9 protein-coding genes are annotated in these 14193 nt (G+C 50.6%); all 9 read left to right on the top strand.

Features of this window, described 5'->3' with window-relative positions; all coding sequences use genetic code 11:
* The first annotated feature begins 40 nt into the window (after positions 1-40).
* The 9 genes from P1U47_RS14185 to P1U47_RS14145 all read left to right on the top strand — a co-directional run bounded on the left by P1U47_RS14185 (position 41) and on the right by P1U47_RS14145 (position 14170).
* Positions 41-1045, top strand: coding sequence for an OmpH family outer membrane protein (locus P1U47_RS14185; protein ID WP_301029811.1), 1005 nt, complete (start codon positions 41-43; stop codon positions 1043-1045).
* A gap of 22 nt (positions 1046-1067) precedes the next feature.
* Positions 1068-1643 carry a hypothetical protein gene (locus P1U47_RS14180; RefSeq protein ID WP_301029810.1) on the top strand — a complete coding sequence of 192 codons (576 nt, stop codon included), beginning with the start codon at positions 1068-1070 and terminating at the stop codon, positions 1641-1643.
* Between the two features lie 350 nt (positions 1644-1993).
* Positions 1994-2962 carry a hypothetical protein gene (locus tag P1U47_RS14175; protein WP_301029809.1) on the top strand — a complete coding sequence of 323 codons (969 nt, stop codon included), beginning with the start codon at positions 1994-1996 and terminating at the stop codon, positions 2960-2962.
* Positions 2963-3493: 531 nt separating this feature from the next.
* Positions 3494-5047 carry a hypothetical protein gene (locus tag P1U47_RS14170; protein WP_301029807.1) on the top strand — a complete coding sequence of 518 codons (1554 nt, stop codon included), beginning with the start codon at positions 3494-3496 and terminating at the stop codon, positions 5045-5047.
* Between the two features lie 207 nt (positions 5048-5254).
* Positions 5255-7003, top strand: coding sequence for a hypothetical protein (locus P1U47_RS14165; RefSeq protein ID WP_301029805.1), 1749 nt, complete (start codon positions 5255-5257; stop codon positions 7001-7003).
* A 210-nt stretch (positions 7004-7213) separates the two neighbouring features.
* Complete coding sequence (locus tag P1U47_RS14160; RefSeq protein WP_301029804.1) at positions 7214-8077, top strand: hypothetical protein; 864 nt, start codon at positions 7214-7216, stop codon at positions 8075-8077.
* 303 nt (positions 8078-8380) lie between these two features.
* Positions 8381-9814: a TolC family protein gene (locus P1U47_RS14155; protein ID WP_301029802.1), complete on the top strand. Its 1434-nt coding sequence runs from the start codon at positions 8381-8383 to the stop codon at positions 9812-9814.
* Positions 9811-11013: an efflux RND transporter periplasmic adaptor subunit gene (locus P1U47_RS14150; protein ID WP_301029800.1), complete on the top strand. Its 1203-nt coding sequence runs from the start codon at positions 9811-9813 to the stop codon at positions 11011-11013. The genes P1U47_RS14155 and P1U47_RS14150 overlap by 4 nt, the downstream gene beginning before the upstream one ends.
* The gene (locus P1U47_RS14145) at positions 11006-14170 is read left to right on the top strand and encodes an efflux RND transporter permease subunit (RefSeq protein ID WP_301029799.1); all 3165 of its coding nucleotides are present in this window, start codon (positions 11006-11008) and stop codon (positions 14168-14170) included. Before P1U47_RS14150 ends, P1U47_RS14145 begins: the two co-directional genes overlap by 8 nt.
* The last annotated feature ends 23 nt before the right edge of the window (positions 14171-14193 follow it).

Raw genomic sequence — 14193 nt, 5'->3', positions numbered from 1 at the left:
AAAGTTGGTAGTACGTATTTTCTTCAATAAGGACATCGCCATGAAACCCCGTACCCTGCTATTCACTGCCATGTTGTCGCTGTTGCCCGCCATTACCCAAGCAGACTTCAAGCAATCTACCTTTACCACCTCAACCAAGCAGCAAGCCGCTACAGACCCTCGCGAAATTAGCAAAACCCAGCAAGAACAGTTGCAGCAATTGTTTAAGCAAATTGACAGCCAAATGCAGGCCGCCTTTAAAGGCAATGACAAGCAAGTAGACCAAATGCGCTCGGAGCTCAAGGCTATCGAAACACTCAAAGCGAAAACCGACATTCAAAAAGCAGTGGCGGCATACCAATCCAAACACGCCGAGTTTTATGGCACTATGCTGAAAAAATCCGGTGTTGATTTATCGGCAGTCGCAAAAAGGATGCAAGCAATTATTCCTGCTTACATCTTTACCGCGCAAAAAAACTTTACTATTACGGCTGACCTGCCTCCACGAGCACAACCAGCAGACAACACGCCCGCCACGCCGCAGACCACCACTACCCGCTTACGTAATTTTACGCCAAGCACCAATAAAAGTTGCAGTGGCGCGGGAGGTAATAACGCCGCCACCAGTAGCGACAGCGTAACCACAGATGCTTTTGCTGTTGGGGCTGGTTCTTGCAGCAGTTCCGCACGCCTAGAGCACGTATTGGAAGTCGCCGATGCCGATCGCGCGAGTGTAAGTAGTAGTCATACCATACATGTTGGCGCCACCGCAGTCGGTGTGGTAGGAACGGCAGTTGCCAGTGCCTATGCCGATGTGGATGTCACCATGCCAGACGAGCCGCTTACTATCAGCAGCATCAACGTCACAACCATTGCACCCGTGTTATGGGTGGCTCACGATACAAAAGATCAAAGCGGAACCTCCAGCAAAACGATACCCACCAATAGCGGCAATCGCACACTGCGCTATTACACTCATTCGTTTGCAATCGGCGCATTGACGCCGACGTCCCATGCAGACGCCCAAATCAAAAGCATCTCGGCATCCCTGTCGGTTACCCGCTAAACGGCTCAGGAGCTACCACATAATGAACCGTTTATTACTGACATTGGGACTGTTGGCAGCCTGCTTGTTGAACTGCCCCGTGTTTGCCACCACGCCGCAAGTGACACAAGTAACCGTTCATACGCACAGTCCGTATGGCCTGCCTTCACGTTATGTCGTTGATGTCGTGCTGGATCGAGCGGCCGCCAACGCATCTTATAAACTGCAATGGTTCGTGACGGGGGCATCCTCAGCTATCAAGTGCACTGCCAACGGCTCTTGCAGTAGTAGTGCTAAAGATTTTTCCGCCATCACCGAGGGTGCTCGCTGTTTTGGCAATGCCCAGGGCGAGCAGCCACTCGCCGCCGGACTGTTGAATCCGCAGTTTTTTCTTGAGCAAGTTAATGCCTGCGACTTCAAACGCTTTGACGTGTATGTGGGGGTTGTAGCACCCGCTACGGGCGCTACAACGGGAAGTACCACCACACACAAAACTAGCTTTACAACGGGCAAGGCTTTACCCCAAAAGCTGAGCCCCGTACCAAAAACGCCACCGCGTAGCCTCACTCCGGTGTCACCTAGTGTTAAATCGGCAGCGGAGGAAATCAAGCAGCGTTAAATCAATGCATTCACCATATCAAACCGGCGGTGAGTTATCTCAGGCCGCCGGTTTGAATGTCACCGTCGTAAAGCAACAAACACCAGATTAATCAGTAAGTTACTTCTACGTTAGCCCGCTTTATGACGCTGTTCGACAACGCTAATTAAATTTAAAACAGCGGCAAAATATTTCGGCTAAACTACCTTTGGTGCAGGAGTGATTCAGGAAAATAAAGATAATATTGCGTGTAACTTGTCACAGAGAAGTGCAGGTAAGAAGGCCTCTAAAACAAGGAAAACGAGTTGTTGTAGTAGATCAGTTAATCAAACGATGGATCAGGCAATTACCCATATTTTTTGGAGCATAAAATGGAAACATCAACCTTAATCAACAAAAAAAATCCGACGCGTATCACTTTACAGGCAAGCTTATTAATTCTAATGGAGGTGCTGGCGGCTAGCAGCGCTTTTGCCCAAAAGGCGCCAAACACGACATCACAAACCACTAAACTGAGCACCCAGCAAAATGCCAAACTCAGCTCCGCCGTACTCAATGATATCCGTATTCGGATTGCGCCCAAGCTCAGCAGCACGCAGGTAGAGGCCCTACTAAGCAATCTTGCCTCAATGAACTATACACAGGTGGCCGCGCTCACTAGCGGTTCGGCATCGGAGCTTGAACGGTTGATTCCTGGGGCAGCGGGCGCCGCAGTTTCTGCTGGGCAAACGCCAATAGACGCCGCGCGGCAAGGCAGTACCAGCGGCAATAACGCCACGCAGAAAGGCATTCAGCAGCAAAAGGATATGCGCGGCGGTTTCGCCGGAAGCCCCAAAGGTCAATTATCCGAGTGCGGGGATGCCTGCGGCGCAGGTTCTGGAGATAAAGGCAAAGGAGAATCTCAGGTTCCCAAAGAAAAAGAGGATATCGATACCAACAAAAATAACGAAAATTCTGGGTTTGTAATTCGCATATATGACGACGGTAGTTTCACCATTACCGAAAAAAGCACGGGTAAACGTGAGGTCTGGGGCAAGGATCGCAATGCCGTGACAGGTAGTCCAAAGTGGACCCAGAACAAAACACCGGTACCCGACGGCGACGGCGGCTCTCGCTCTGGTGCTGTATCGCCAGCGGAGTGGCGCACCCTCCTCGGCATGCTCGGCTCGCGCGGCAGACCAGACAAAACGGCGAGCAATCCCAGCGCTGGTGGCATGAAAGCACCGACTACCACAACGGCAGGAACACCAACGGACTACAGCGCCAGTGGCGCCATCGACCTAGTGCAACTTCAGGAGGTTATTCGGGTGTCGGTCGAAAAACTGGGGCCGAAACTGTAATAGTGGCACACAGCCGTCGAATGCCGCTTCGCTTTACGGTGCTATTTCTGGCGTAGCGACGTTAGCACCACACTCACCAAGCAGAGAGGCCGCATCCTAATTGAGCGGCCTTTCACCAGACATTGTTTGAATAGGCCGCCAATAAAAACTGGGTTTATCCTCCTGTATATTTATACGCACCACAACAGTTATATCTATGTGGCTCGGCCATGTTCATTTCGTCAATACTCCCCATACACCGCGTAAAAGGAACACTACTAAACTGGATCGTACAGCTGTTCAATTAAGCGTTACAGCGTGTTGACCTGCCTAATTAAATTTCGTAAGTACTATGAGTTATTTGGACTAATATTAACTACGTTCAGTAATTGTTCAGGGAAGCGAAACTAATATTGGCTGTAACTTGTTACAGAGGAATACTGGTAAGAAGGGACTCTAAAACAAGGACGAAGTATTGTTGTAGTTATCAATAAACGTCTGCATTTTTTGCCGACGCATTACGCAATTACCTATATCTAAGGAGCTTTGGAAATGAAAATAACAACTTCAATCAATACAAGTAAATCGAAGCGTATTACTGTGCAGGCAAGCTTATTAATCGTAATGGGAATTCTGGCGGTTAGCAGCGCTTTTGCGCAAAAGTTTCCGAATACGACACTTCAAACGTCTAAACAGAGTGTTCAACCCAAAGTAAACGAGATGGTATTTCCGTCTCTTCAGTCTATCTATGGCAGTGACCTTTACGGAAATTGCGGGACTTTTAACCCAGCGCTTTATGGCCCTGTGTTTGAAAAAGGTGTCAGTCCAATGCCGTCTGGAACAAACCGACCATACGCCCATATATTTGCCGGCCCTACTGGCCTGCAACTCGCGGGTTTTCGTATAGACCGGATTGAAAAAGCGCAGCTGGCAATGCCAACTGGCAGTTCACCAACGGTCACGCTCAGTAATGTCGTGGCCAGTAATCCTTCTTCCTGTAGCCACCTCGGTACGGGAAAAGGGTCTATTGAACTGTCGATGAATATTCCCGAGGTGACGACTGTTACCAATGCCAAACTTTATTTATACGGGCGTAAGGAATCAGCCAATAACATCATAATGAATGCGGATGGATCAAAGCTACGTTCCGATTGTCCCAAAACTGGTTGCACTGAATCCCCTGCTGTCTCCTTTCAGGAAATTGACGTTATCATTCATCCGCGTCCAAGCTTTAATACGCCTAGCACCACCACACTGCGCGGAACCACACAAATGGTCGGAGGTTCGGTTCAGTTTCCAGGTAGCAACCTCTCGGAGACAAAGATCGCAAGTCCAAATAACGGAACAACAACCGTATCGCGCCCAATTACTACATCAAGCAAAATTACCGCCGATGTGTTCTCACTGATGCGAACTACTCCGCTAACAATCACCCAGCAGATTGCCCCTAGCGTCCAATTGGTGCGTGGATCAAGCTCCAAGCCAGTCTCCCAATGGGATACCATGCGCACCCGCGGGGTATCTGGCAGTAGTGCGAGCCTTGCCGCTAACCGGATCATTCTTCCTGCATTTAATTTCACCTTCATCCGTGTCGCCACACCGGCTCCTGCTGTCAGGGCTATGCTGAAGGGATTTGACCCCGGCAATATCCTTTATGTCGTCATCGGCGGTATCGATAGCGATGACAACGGTAACAATTACGCAATGCTGAATTCGCCCGCACATTGCGAAGGCATCACGCCTCCGCTCTCTAGCGGTAATTCTAAGACTGCCAGCCGTGCAGACATCACCCTGAAAGATATCAACTGGGGCGTGGAAAACCGCGGCAACGGCACTGCTACTGGAAACTTTGTAGCAGAGTTACACACAGGCTCCACAAACGGTCCAGTCGTCGCCACCTTTTCATTCACCAACCTCGGGGCGGGCACTAAAGTAAACGCTCCCGCTTATCGTCGTCCGCAGTCAAAAACGACCGTCGCCATACTCAGCTCAGGCCCTGCTTGCTTTCATGCTGGACTCGAAAATGAGGGTTTCAACGACAATGCAGGTTATTTTGTGACCGTCCGCGGCGTCGCTAATTCCTTCATCCGTCTCGCTAACCAATAAGAGCCATCTAAGCGCTCTGTCTAATAACAGCCGCTCCCAACTGGAGCGGCTTTTTATTGAAAATAGTTTGAGTAGTTTTTCTGTTAAAAGGCAGTCTATACTTTCTTTGCGTTACCCAGTCGTGCCTAGACTTATTGAAAGCATGCAATATGGACTTTGACGGCAAAAATGTAATAACTATCAATTATTAAAGCGAGGAATCACCCCGTGAAAGGAACTCTTCAACTATCTGCACGACGCCCCTTGTGGCGGGTAATAAAGTCAACTGCCATTGCTACGGTTAGTGCAAGTTTACTTCTTGCCTGCGCTCAAACCCCTGCCGCACCAAAGTCCAACTTATCAATTCAAGACTGGCTTAGCAGCGGCCGAAGTGCTGCAGAGCGCCAGGATTGGGTCACCGCGCAAACAGCATTTGCTAATGCGCTAAAAGCAGATCTGTCTAATGGTTACCTGCAAACCTTAAATGGAATTGCCTACGATCAACTTAGTTACGACGATATAAGCCAAGCGGAGTTTGCCCAGGTGGCTTACGACAACGCTCAAGATTTAGCGCCAGGCCAATATTGGGTTTCGCTAATGCAAGGTTTTCTCGCCTTAAGGCGCAATGAACCTGCCGCCGCCATTCCCCATTTTACCCGCGCAGCAATGGACGAAGAAGCGCAGTGGGAAGCCGCCTACGGCCTTGGGATTGCCGCCTATTACACGGGTGATTTAATGTTGGCCGAAGCCGCAGTGCGAGAATCATTGCGTCGCCAAGCAGACCGCCCAGAAGTTATCCGTTTATCTGCCCTAGTGCGCGCCGCCTCGGGGAATGAACTTGCACTTACCGAAGTTAATCGCTACGCCAAATTAACGACTGACCAAGCTGACGCTGCGTGGCTACAGCAACGCGTAGAGCACTTGCTCCGAAACAAGCTGTTTCAAGACTCTGAAAGTGAATTTACACTCGCGCAATATAATGGCGACCAAGCTAGCGACAGCGCCAGTAATTCAGAAAATTACGTGGGCTTATATGAAAACTCGCCACCGCAAATTTCGGTTGACGTTACTATCATATTATCGTCGGTGTCAAAAAGTGAGCGGCGTGGCATCAATTTACTCGACGCGCTCAGCGCCACCTATTCACTCGACAGAAGTTATTCTAAAAGTACCCAAGACCAAACCGGCGCCGCGCCCCTTACCACCGCAGTCAAAACTATTACCCGAAATATTGGCATTCCGCAAATAAACTACAATCTCAACTTATTTAACAACTCAGGTCAGTATTACAGTGTGCTTGCACGTCCGTCGTTGACCGCCTATTTAAATGAAACTTCAGATTTTTTTGCAGGACGGACGATAGATGTCAGTGTTAACGGAATTCAATCTGGCAATATTATTCCCATCGATATTGGTGTATCTCTAACGGTTACTCCCCAAGTTATAACCAATAACAACACGCTTGTCCGTGTTGCGGCCAATCGTTCATTTCTATCGGCGAACGAAATTGGCAAGTTCACTGAATCGCTTACTACGTTTAAGCAGCAAGTTTCTGCTATGGCAGATATAAAATTTGGTCAAACGCTGATCTTATCTGCACTGTCCGAAACTGTGCGCGACGAGTCAAACTCGAAGGTGCCATTACTTGGTGACATTCCTATATTGTCGGCCTTTACCAAGGAAAAAAACGTAGCCGAAAGAGAGGAATCGATACTGATTCTGGTCACTCCGCAACGACCCAGTGTAGCTAATCTTGGTGTTCAGGGATTACGAAGTGCCGAGACACAGCGCCTTATTCACTTCTGGGCGAAAATGGCAAACCCAAAAAGCAGCGTCGATGACATTATTAATCGCCTTGAAAAAATGCCCTTATTCAGAGAGGCACAAAAAGCCGATATTTCCTATAAACTACCGGAAGAAAAGAAAATTGTACGCCGCGCGCTAGAGTCTACCTATCGGTTGGCGACAAGCTTGTAATTTAAGCAGCGCTACTCTCGTCTCAATTTAGAGTGAATGGCAATGCTATGCTTCGTTTTAACGTAAATCAACGATGATTGAATAGAACGAAGCATCCCAATTTTTACCGACAGTTGTGCTTACTTAGCACAACTGTCATCGCCCAGTAATAGTTCGTTATTACATTACTTCCTTTATTGGTTTTCTAATTAAATTGGAAGTTTCCTAAACATGAAAAAAGTACTAGCGCTGAGCTTATTCAGCGCCGCAACAGCGGCTTCTGCAAATCCCGATGTAACGTCAAGAGAATATAAGTTGATGTTGCAACCCGCCCTTTTCGCTTACAACACCGAAAGCAGTAACGTGGATGATTTTATTGACGATGCAGAAACGGCGATTGAGGCGGCAATCAGTCGCAATGTGACTGGCTCGGCGGTGCTCAGTAAAGTTCGTGACGTTAAATTTTTTGACACCGATGGCAGTTGCGCGCTGCGTAATAATGGCTATTCCTTTCGGGAGCGGATTGAGAGTGGCGATTCTGAAGTAAGCCTTAAGTTTCGCAGTGAAGACCGCTACATAGCCGATTTTGAAGATATGTCTGCCACCAGTGGTTCTGCAGAAACCAAGCTCGAATCTGATATTGGAATTTCCGCGAGTTCTAATTTTGTGGTGCTATACAGCCACTCCACTACCGCGCCGAATACTCGAACTATTAACCAAATGGACGATATCAACGATCAATTTCCCGGCTTTGATAGCGATTATGGCTTTGCCGACAGTAGCGCACTTGATCTTGTCGGCGGCCTTACCATACGCGAGCATGTATACAAAAACGTCGATATAGACCTTGGTTCTATCGACGCCGAAATTTCAGTCACGCTTTGGTATAACGGCACGCCTACGGGTTCCGCTGCTCCGGTTGTTGCAGAAGTGTCTTTCAAGTACGAGGATAATGCAGCCGACTATACCAAGAAGGTGGTGAACCGTGCCAAGCAGGCTTTTATCGCCCTGCAAAGTTTAAGCGGGTGGACAGATCCTACGTCTAAAACAAAAACCCGCTTTGTTTACGACTACGACCCAAGCTTTTGTAATTAGGCGCACAATGGCGCGATCAGCAGTGTAAGGCTGGTCGCGCCGCATAATCACCCGCTTTATACCTGAGTAGAACTAGCTGCGCAACGCGCAGTATCACGGCCAAATAATAGTACTGGCGTAGCCGCTCATTATTTCTGCCAATAATTTGTGTTAGCGGTAACAGCCTATAATCGTCGTATTTCCCCCTAAGATGGCTCTTTAGCCTTTTTTATGTATAGACGCAATAACTGGTGCTTGGCCTTAACGGTTTGTTAACCGCCGACGGTTTACTCTGCAAGCATTACATTAGCACCAAGAGTCCCCATGCCCTTACTTGCCAAGCCTTTGTCTCGCCGCCAATACCGGCTATTACCTTTAATTGCGTTACTACTCGGTGCCTGCGCCACCACCCCGCCCGACGGTGATTTTACAAACCAAGCAACGGCGCTTCAACACGAGTTTGGCAATTGGGCATTAGAGCAAAACACCTTTGCAAATGCATCCAACCTCAATCAACTGGTTTCCTCCGCCGATCTTAATAATCTGATTACTATTGCACTACAGGCCAATCCAGATTTGCAGCAAACCCTAATTACCCTGCAAATTGCCCAAACCGAACAGCGCCAAGTTCGCGGCCAAGCTTTGCCACAAATTGGCGCGGGTTTACAGGGTGTGCGTAGCGAGTCTGGCAGTGACGGCAGCATCAGCAACCGCTATACCGGCAGCCTCACCATAAGTTGGGAGGCAGATATTTGGGCTAAGCTCGCGGATAAAAATCGCGCCGCAGCCAAAACCGTAATGGAAAAAGCGCTGTTATTACAAGGCGCCCGCGATACCTTAGTGGCCCAGCTATGCAAGCAGTGGCTAGACCTAGTGGCCGCGCAGCAGCAAATAGCGCTTCAATCCCAGCTGGTAGAAAACCTGCAACTGAACCAAGACTTTGTAGATAGCCGCTACCGCAGTGGCTTATCAAGCCGTGCAGATCTAGACAACATTCAAACCTCGCTGGCATCCACTGAAGCGACCTTAGAAAGCAGCAGGGAAAGCCTCAAACAAGCTCAGCGCGCACTAAGCACTTTGTTGGGTGGCTACCGGCCGGAGCCGTCGCAGCTGCCTCAAAAATACCCCAACATTTTACCCCCGCTGCTTGCGCTGCCGCCGCAAACCTTAGCGCGACGACCAGATTTACAAGCCGCCTTTGCGGCTATCGAGGCCTCAGCTTTTCAGCGCAAGGCGGCCTACAAGGATATGTTGCCGCAATTTAGTTTAAGTGCCGCGCTGGAAGATGTCGCCAATACCCCCAGCCGTGCACTGCTAACAAATCCGCTGTGGTCTTTGCTTGGCCAATTAACGGCGCCGCTTTATCAGGGCGGCCAGTTAAAAGCCGCTGCCGACATTGCCGCCTTACAAGAGGCCCAACGGTATCAGGCCTATCGCGCCACGCTGCTCACCGCGGTGAATGAAGTGGAAGACACGCTTAGCATTGAACAATCGCTGCAGCGCCAGCAACAGTTAATTGGCAACGCGGTTGCCAACGCCGCTCGCAACCTCGGCAATTATCAGCAGAAGTATCGCGCTGGCCTTATCGACATGCTCGATTTACTCACGGTGCAACAACAAACCTTTGATCTGCTACTTAAGCAAAATGAGCTGCAACGCCAGCGGCTCACTAATCGTATAGACCTAGCGCTGGCTTTAGGCCTGGGCTGGGAAGCACCCGCACCCGCCCAGACCACCGTCTTGGAGACAGACCTTTGAAGCACCAATACTCCCGTCGTTTTATTCTGATCGCGGCCGTTCTTGTACTGCTCGGTGTTGCGGTATATACCCAATATCGCTTGTCGCATCACGCGGCTAAACCATTGCCGGTGGAAAGCCAAGCCGTGCGAACAGAAGTAAAGGTTATTACGGTTAGCCCCAGTCGTTACCAAGCTGTTATCACCGGCTATGGCAGCGCTGAGCCGCGGTATAGACTTGAGCTAAGCAGCCAAATTTCTGGCCAAGTAAGCAAGCTGTCACCTCATTTTGCCAGTGGTAATATTGTAAAAGCAGGCGACTTACTGGCCCAGGTAGATGACGCCCCATATAAGGCTGCGCTTAGCGCAGCGGCAAGGGCATTGGCAGACGCCAAACTCGCGTTGTTAGAAGAAGAACGCCAAGCGCTGCAAGCTCGCCGCGAATGGCAGGCCTCGAATATAAAGGGCGAACCCGATTCGGAACTGGTATTGCGCGAACCGCAATTGCGCGCGGCCCGAGCGGCCGTTGCCGAAGCAGACGCGGCACTAGCGAATGCCCGCAATAATTTAAATCACACCCAAATTAAGGCGCCATTCGACGCCATTATCAGTCGTCGTGACATTGCCCCTGGTAGCTACGTTCAAACCGGCACAGTTATCGCGTTGCTTGATGACAGCCAGCAACTCGAATTATCACTGCCCCTTGCCGCGCGGGATTGGCTGCAACTGCCGAGCGATTTGGCCAGCCTTAGCAGCGATGCCCGCACCGTGAGCCTAAACCAAGTGGAAACTGGCCAGCAATGGCAGGGCGTACTTAGCCGCAGCGAATTACACCGCGACAGTGAAACTCGCCAGCGCGCCGCGATTGTCACTATAAATGCGCCACTCACGCAAACCCCTCCGCTGCTACCAGGCACCTTTGTTCAGGCCACTTTGCTAGGCCGTTGGGTCGATAATTTATGGCAGCTCCCCGCCTCGGCGCTGAGCCAGCGCGGCGAGATCTGGTATGTAGACAGCAGCGACATTCTCCGTAAATTTACTGCCGCCAGCCTTTTTAATAATGGCGGTTTTGTGTATATCCCAGTACCAAAAGTGCTGGCCGCCAGCCCACAAAAAGTGGTCATTCACCCGCTTAGCAGCTACTTGCCTGGTGTACGTGTTCATGCGGTGAAGCCAGTAACGGCAGAAACCGTCACTGCAGGAGCCAGCGGCGATGAGTAATAAACCCACTGGTGGCGGTATTATCGGGTGGTTTGCCAGCAACCCTGTTGCGGCGAATTTGCTCATGCTGCTAATAATCGTGTTGGGGTTGATGCAGGCCGGTTCCCTGCGCAAAGAAGCATTCCCGAGTATGGACCCCTACGCGCTGAGTATTTCCATTACCTATCGCAGCGGCTCGGCGCAGCAATCGGAGGAAGGCCTAGCGATAAAAATTGAAGATCAACTGCAAAGTGTCACCGGCATAAAATCCATTACCAGTAGCGCTACGGCCAATGGCGCCACCGTAACCGTAGAGCGTCAGTCTGGTTACGATATCGATTTACTGCTGCGCGATGTGCGCTCAAAAGTAGACGCTATTTCCAGTTTTCCCGCCGGCGCTAAAAACCCGATTATCGAAATTGTTGAACGCCAAGAGCATTCGCTGTGGGTGCAGCTCTATGGCGATACCGACCGCCACAGCCTGCAACAATTAGCCGACAAACTAAAAATGGATTTGTTGGCAGAAAGCCAAATTAGCCGCGTTACTATTTCTGGCTGGCTGGACCCCATGCTCACCGTAGAAATTAGCGAGGGCCGCTTACAAGCCTACGGCCTATCGCTTAGCGATGTTGAGGCGGCCATTAATGCGGGGTCGTCCACCCCCCTTGCGGCAACACTTAAAAACGAGCATTTATACCTTCAGCTAAAGGCCTCTGAACAGGCTTACCAAAAGCAAGATTTTGCTGAGATTCCCCTGCTAGCCTCCCCCAGCGGCGACATGATTAAACTCGGCGACATTGCCACCATTACCGATGATTTCGACGACAACACCGCAGTGCTGTCGCGTTTTCAAGGCAAAAACAGCTTGGCCATAGAGGTTCTGGCTGCGGGCACCGACGACATTAGCAACACGGTTACCGCCGCCCGCAACGTACTCGACGAGTGGCAGCACAACGGCCAACTTCCAAACGACGTTTACCTCGATAGTTGGTACGACCGCAGCACCCTGATTAATGAGCGCCTGCAATTATTAATCAAAAATGCCACCTCCGGTATCGCCCTGGTGTTTGTGCTGCTGGCCCTATTTCTCAATCTAACCGTGGCCTTTTGGGTTGCAATGGGGCTGCCCTTTATTTTCTTTGGCACCCTGTTTTTTATGGGTGACAGCTACGCCGCACTCACGCTTAACGAGTTCACTACCTTTGGTTTTATTTTGGCGCTGGGTATCGTCGTAGACGATGCGGTGGTGGTTGGCGAAAGTATTTACACCGAACGACGGCTATACGGCGACACGGTTGCCAACACCATTAAAGGTACCTCCCGCGTTGCGATTCCCACCATGTTTGGGGTATTCACCACGGTGGCGGCGTTTGCAGCACTGTCGCAAATCGAGGGCATACTCGGCCAGCTTTATAGTCAGTTCGCGATGATCGTTAGTATTTGCCTGCTGCTGTCATTAATTGAATCAAAACTAATTTTGCCGTCGCATCTGGCGCATCTTAAAACTCGTCGCAGCGCACCGCCCAGCGGCTTGGCTGCGGGTTGGCAGCGAATACAGCACGGTTGCGACAATGGCTTGCAATGGTTTAGTCAGCAGCTATATCGTCCAGTGATCGACTGGGCGCTCACCCACCGCTACGCAACCTCGCTGATCTCAATGGCGATTCTAATTGGCGTTGTTAGCATGCCATTTACCGGCGCCGTTAGGCTGAGCTTCTTCCCCGATATTATTGGCGACACCGTGAGCGCTGATATCACCTTGTTTAACGATGCCAGCTTTGGCCAAACCCATGCCAGCTTGCGCGAACTCGAAGCCCTCGCTTACGCAACCGACCAAAAACTGCGCGCTAAGAGTGGCGATCAAGTTAGTGCTATTAGCCATTTGCAAGTACTCTCAGAAGCCGATCAGCGCGGCAAAGTCACCGTGGAATTGCGCAGCGACTCACCCTACGATGTGCGTACATTTAGCAAGGCGTGGCAACAAGCCGCTGGCATTCCCGAGGGTGTGCAAACCCTGCGAATTCAAAGCTCGCGGCACATGGTAGACGCGCTGCGAATTGAATTGCGCGGCACCGACGACGCCCTGCTCACTGCTGCCGGCAGTTGGCTTAAAGGTCAGCTGCAATTACTGCCAGGTATTAGCGGCCTAGAAGACAATTTGCAACCTGGTCAGCCTCAGTTACAACTCAAGCTAACACCCCAGGGCCGCGCGCTGGGCTTAACAACCGACGAACTCGCCAGCCAAATTTTGCAGGGTTTTAGCGGCCAAGTGGTGCAGCGCTACCAGCGCAATAATGACGAGATTGAAGTAAAGGTGCGCTATCCTGAGCAAGACCGCGGCACTCCGGCAGACGTCCTCAACGCCCATATTCGCACCGCCGACGGCAGCGTGTTGGCCTTAAGCGATGTGGCTACCGCCAGCTTTGGCTATACCCGCGACAGCATCACCCGCATTAACAGCAAGCGCGCCGTGTATATCTCCGGCAGTGTAGACAAAGATGTGCTGTCGTCTACTGAGCTGGTGAGCCTTGTTAATCGTGATTTACTGCCCCAGTTGTATCGCCAATTTCCCGGCATTGATGTGCACTTTGCTGGCGAGGCAGAACAGCAGGCAGAAACCCAGTCGTCGATGGTGAACAGCTTTCTAATCGCCATGCTAATTATTTACATGTTGCTGGCCATACCGCTCAAATCCTATACTCAGCCCTTGTTGATTATGACCGCGATTCCCTTCGGTATTGTCGGCGCCATTCTCGGTCACTGGCTTAATGACGTATCGCTGGGTATTTTGTCCTTCAATGGCATTATTGCGCTCAGCGGCGTGGTGGTGAACGACAGCCTGCTGCTGGTTTCTCGGTTTAATGAATTGCGTGAAGAGCAGCCTGAGATGAGCCTGCACGACGCCATTATGGAAACCTGCCAAAGCCGCTTGCGGGCGGTGTTACTCACCTCGCTAACCACCTACGCCGGCCTAATGCCTTTGCTTGGCGAAACCTCGGTGCAGGCGCAGTTCTTAATTCCAGCGGCAATCTCGCTGGGCTACGGCATTTTGTTTGCCACCGCAATAACCCTTATTATCATCCCCAGCCTGTTGATGATTAAACACGATATTCACGACGCGCTGGAGCGCATGCTGGATTTAATAGGAGTGAAAAGCCGTGATCATCAAGCTGAATAAAAACAAAGCCACGGGGCCTTCGC

Source organism: Zhongshania sp. (assembly GCF_029212375.1).
Classification (GTDB): Bacteria; Pseudomonadota; Gammaproteobacteria; order Pseudomonadales; family Spongiibacteraceae; genus Spongiibacter.
The sequence above is the reverse complement of the archived record's forward strand: the minus strand, read 5'-3'. Positions and strand labels throughout refer to the sequence as shown.

Excerpts from the sequence above, each read along its gene's own strand:
- P1U47_RS14185 (WP_301029811.1), top strand. The coding sequence starts at position 41 with ATGAAACCCCGTACCCTGCTATTCACTGCCATGTTGTCGCTGTTGCCC.
- P1U47_RS14180 (WP_301029810.1), top strand. The coding sequence starts at position 1,068 with ATGAACCGTTTATTACTGACATTGGGACTGTTGGCAGCCTGCTTGTTG.
- P1U47_RS14175 (WP_301029809.1), top strand. The coding sequence starts at position 1,994 with ATGGAAACATCAACCTTAATCAACAAAAAAAATCCGACGCGTATCACT.
- P1U47_RS14170 (WP_301029807.1), top strand. The coding sequence starts at position 3,494 with ATGAAAATAACAACTTCAATCAATACAAGTAAATCGAAGCGTATTACT.
- P1U47_RS14160 (WP_301029804.1), top strand. The coding sequence starts at position 7,214 with ATGAAAAAAGTACTAGCGCTGAGCTTATTCAGCGCCGCAACAGCGGCT.
- P1U47_RS14155 (WP_301029802.1), top strand. The coding sequence starts at position 8,381 with ATGCCCTTACTTGCCAAGCCTTTGTCTCGCCGCCAATACCGGCTATTA.
- P1U47_RS14145 (WP_301029799.1), top strand. The coding sequence starts at position 11,006 with ATGAGTAATAAACCCACTGGTGGCGGTATTATCGGGTGGTTTGCCAGC.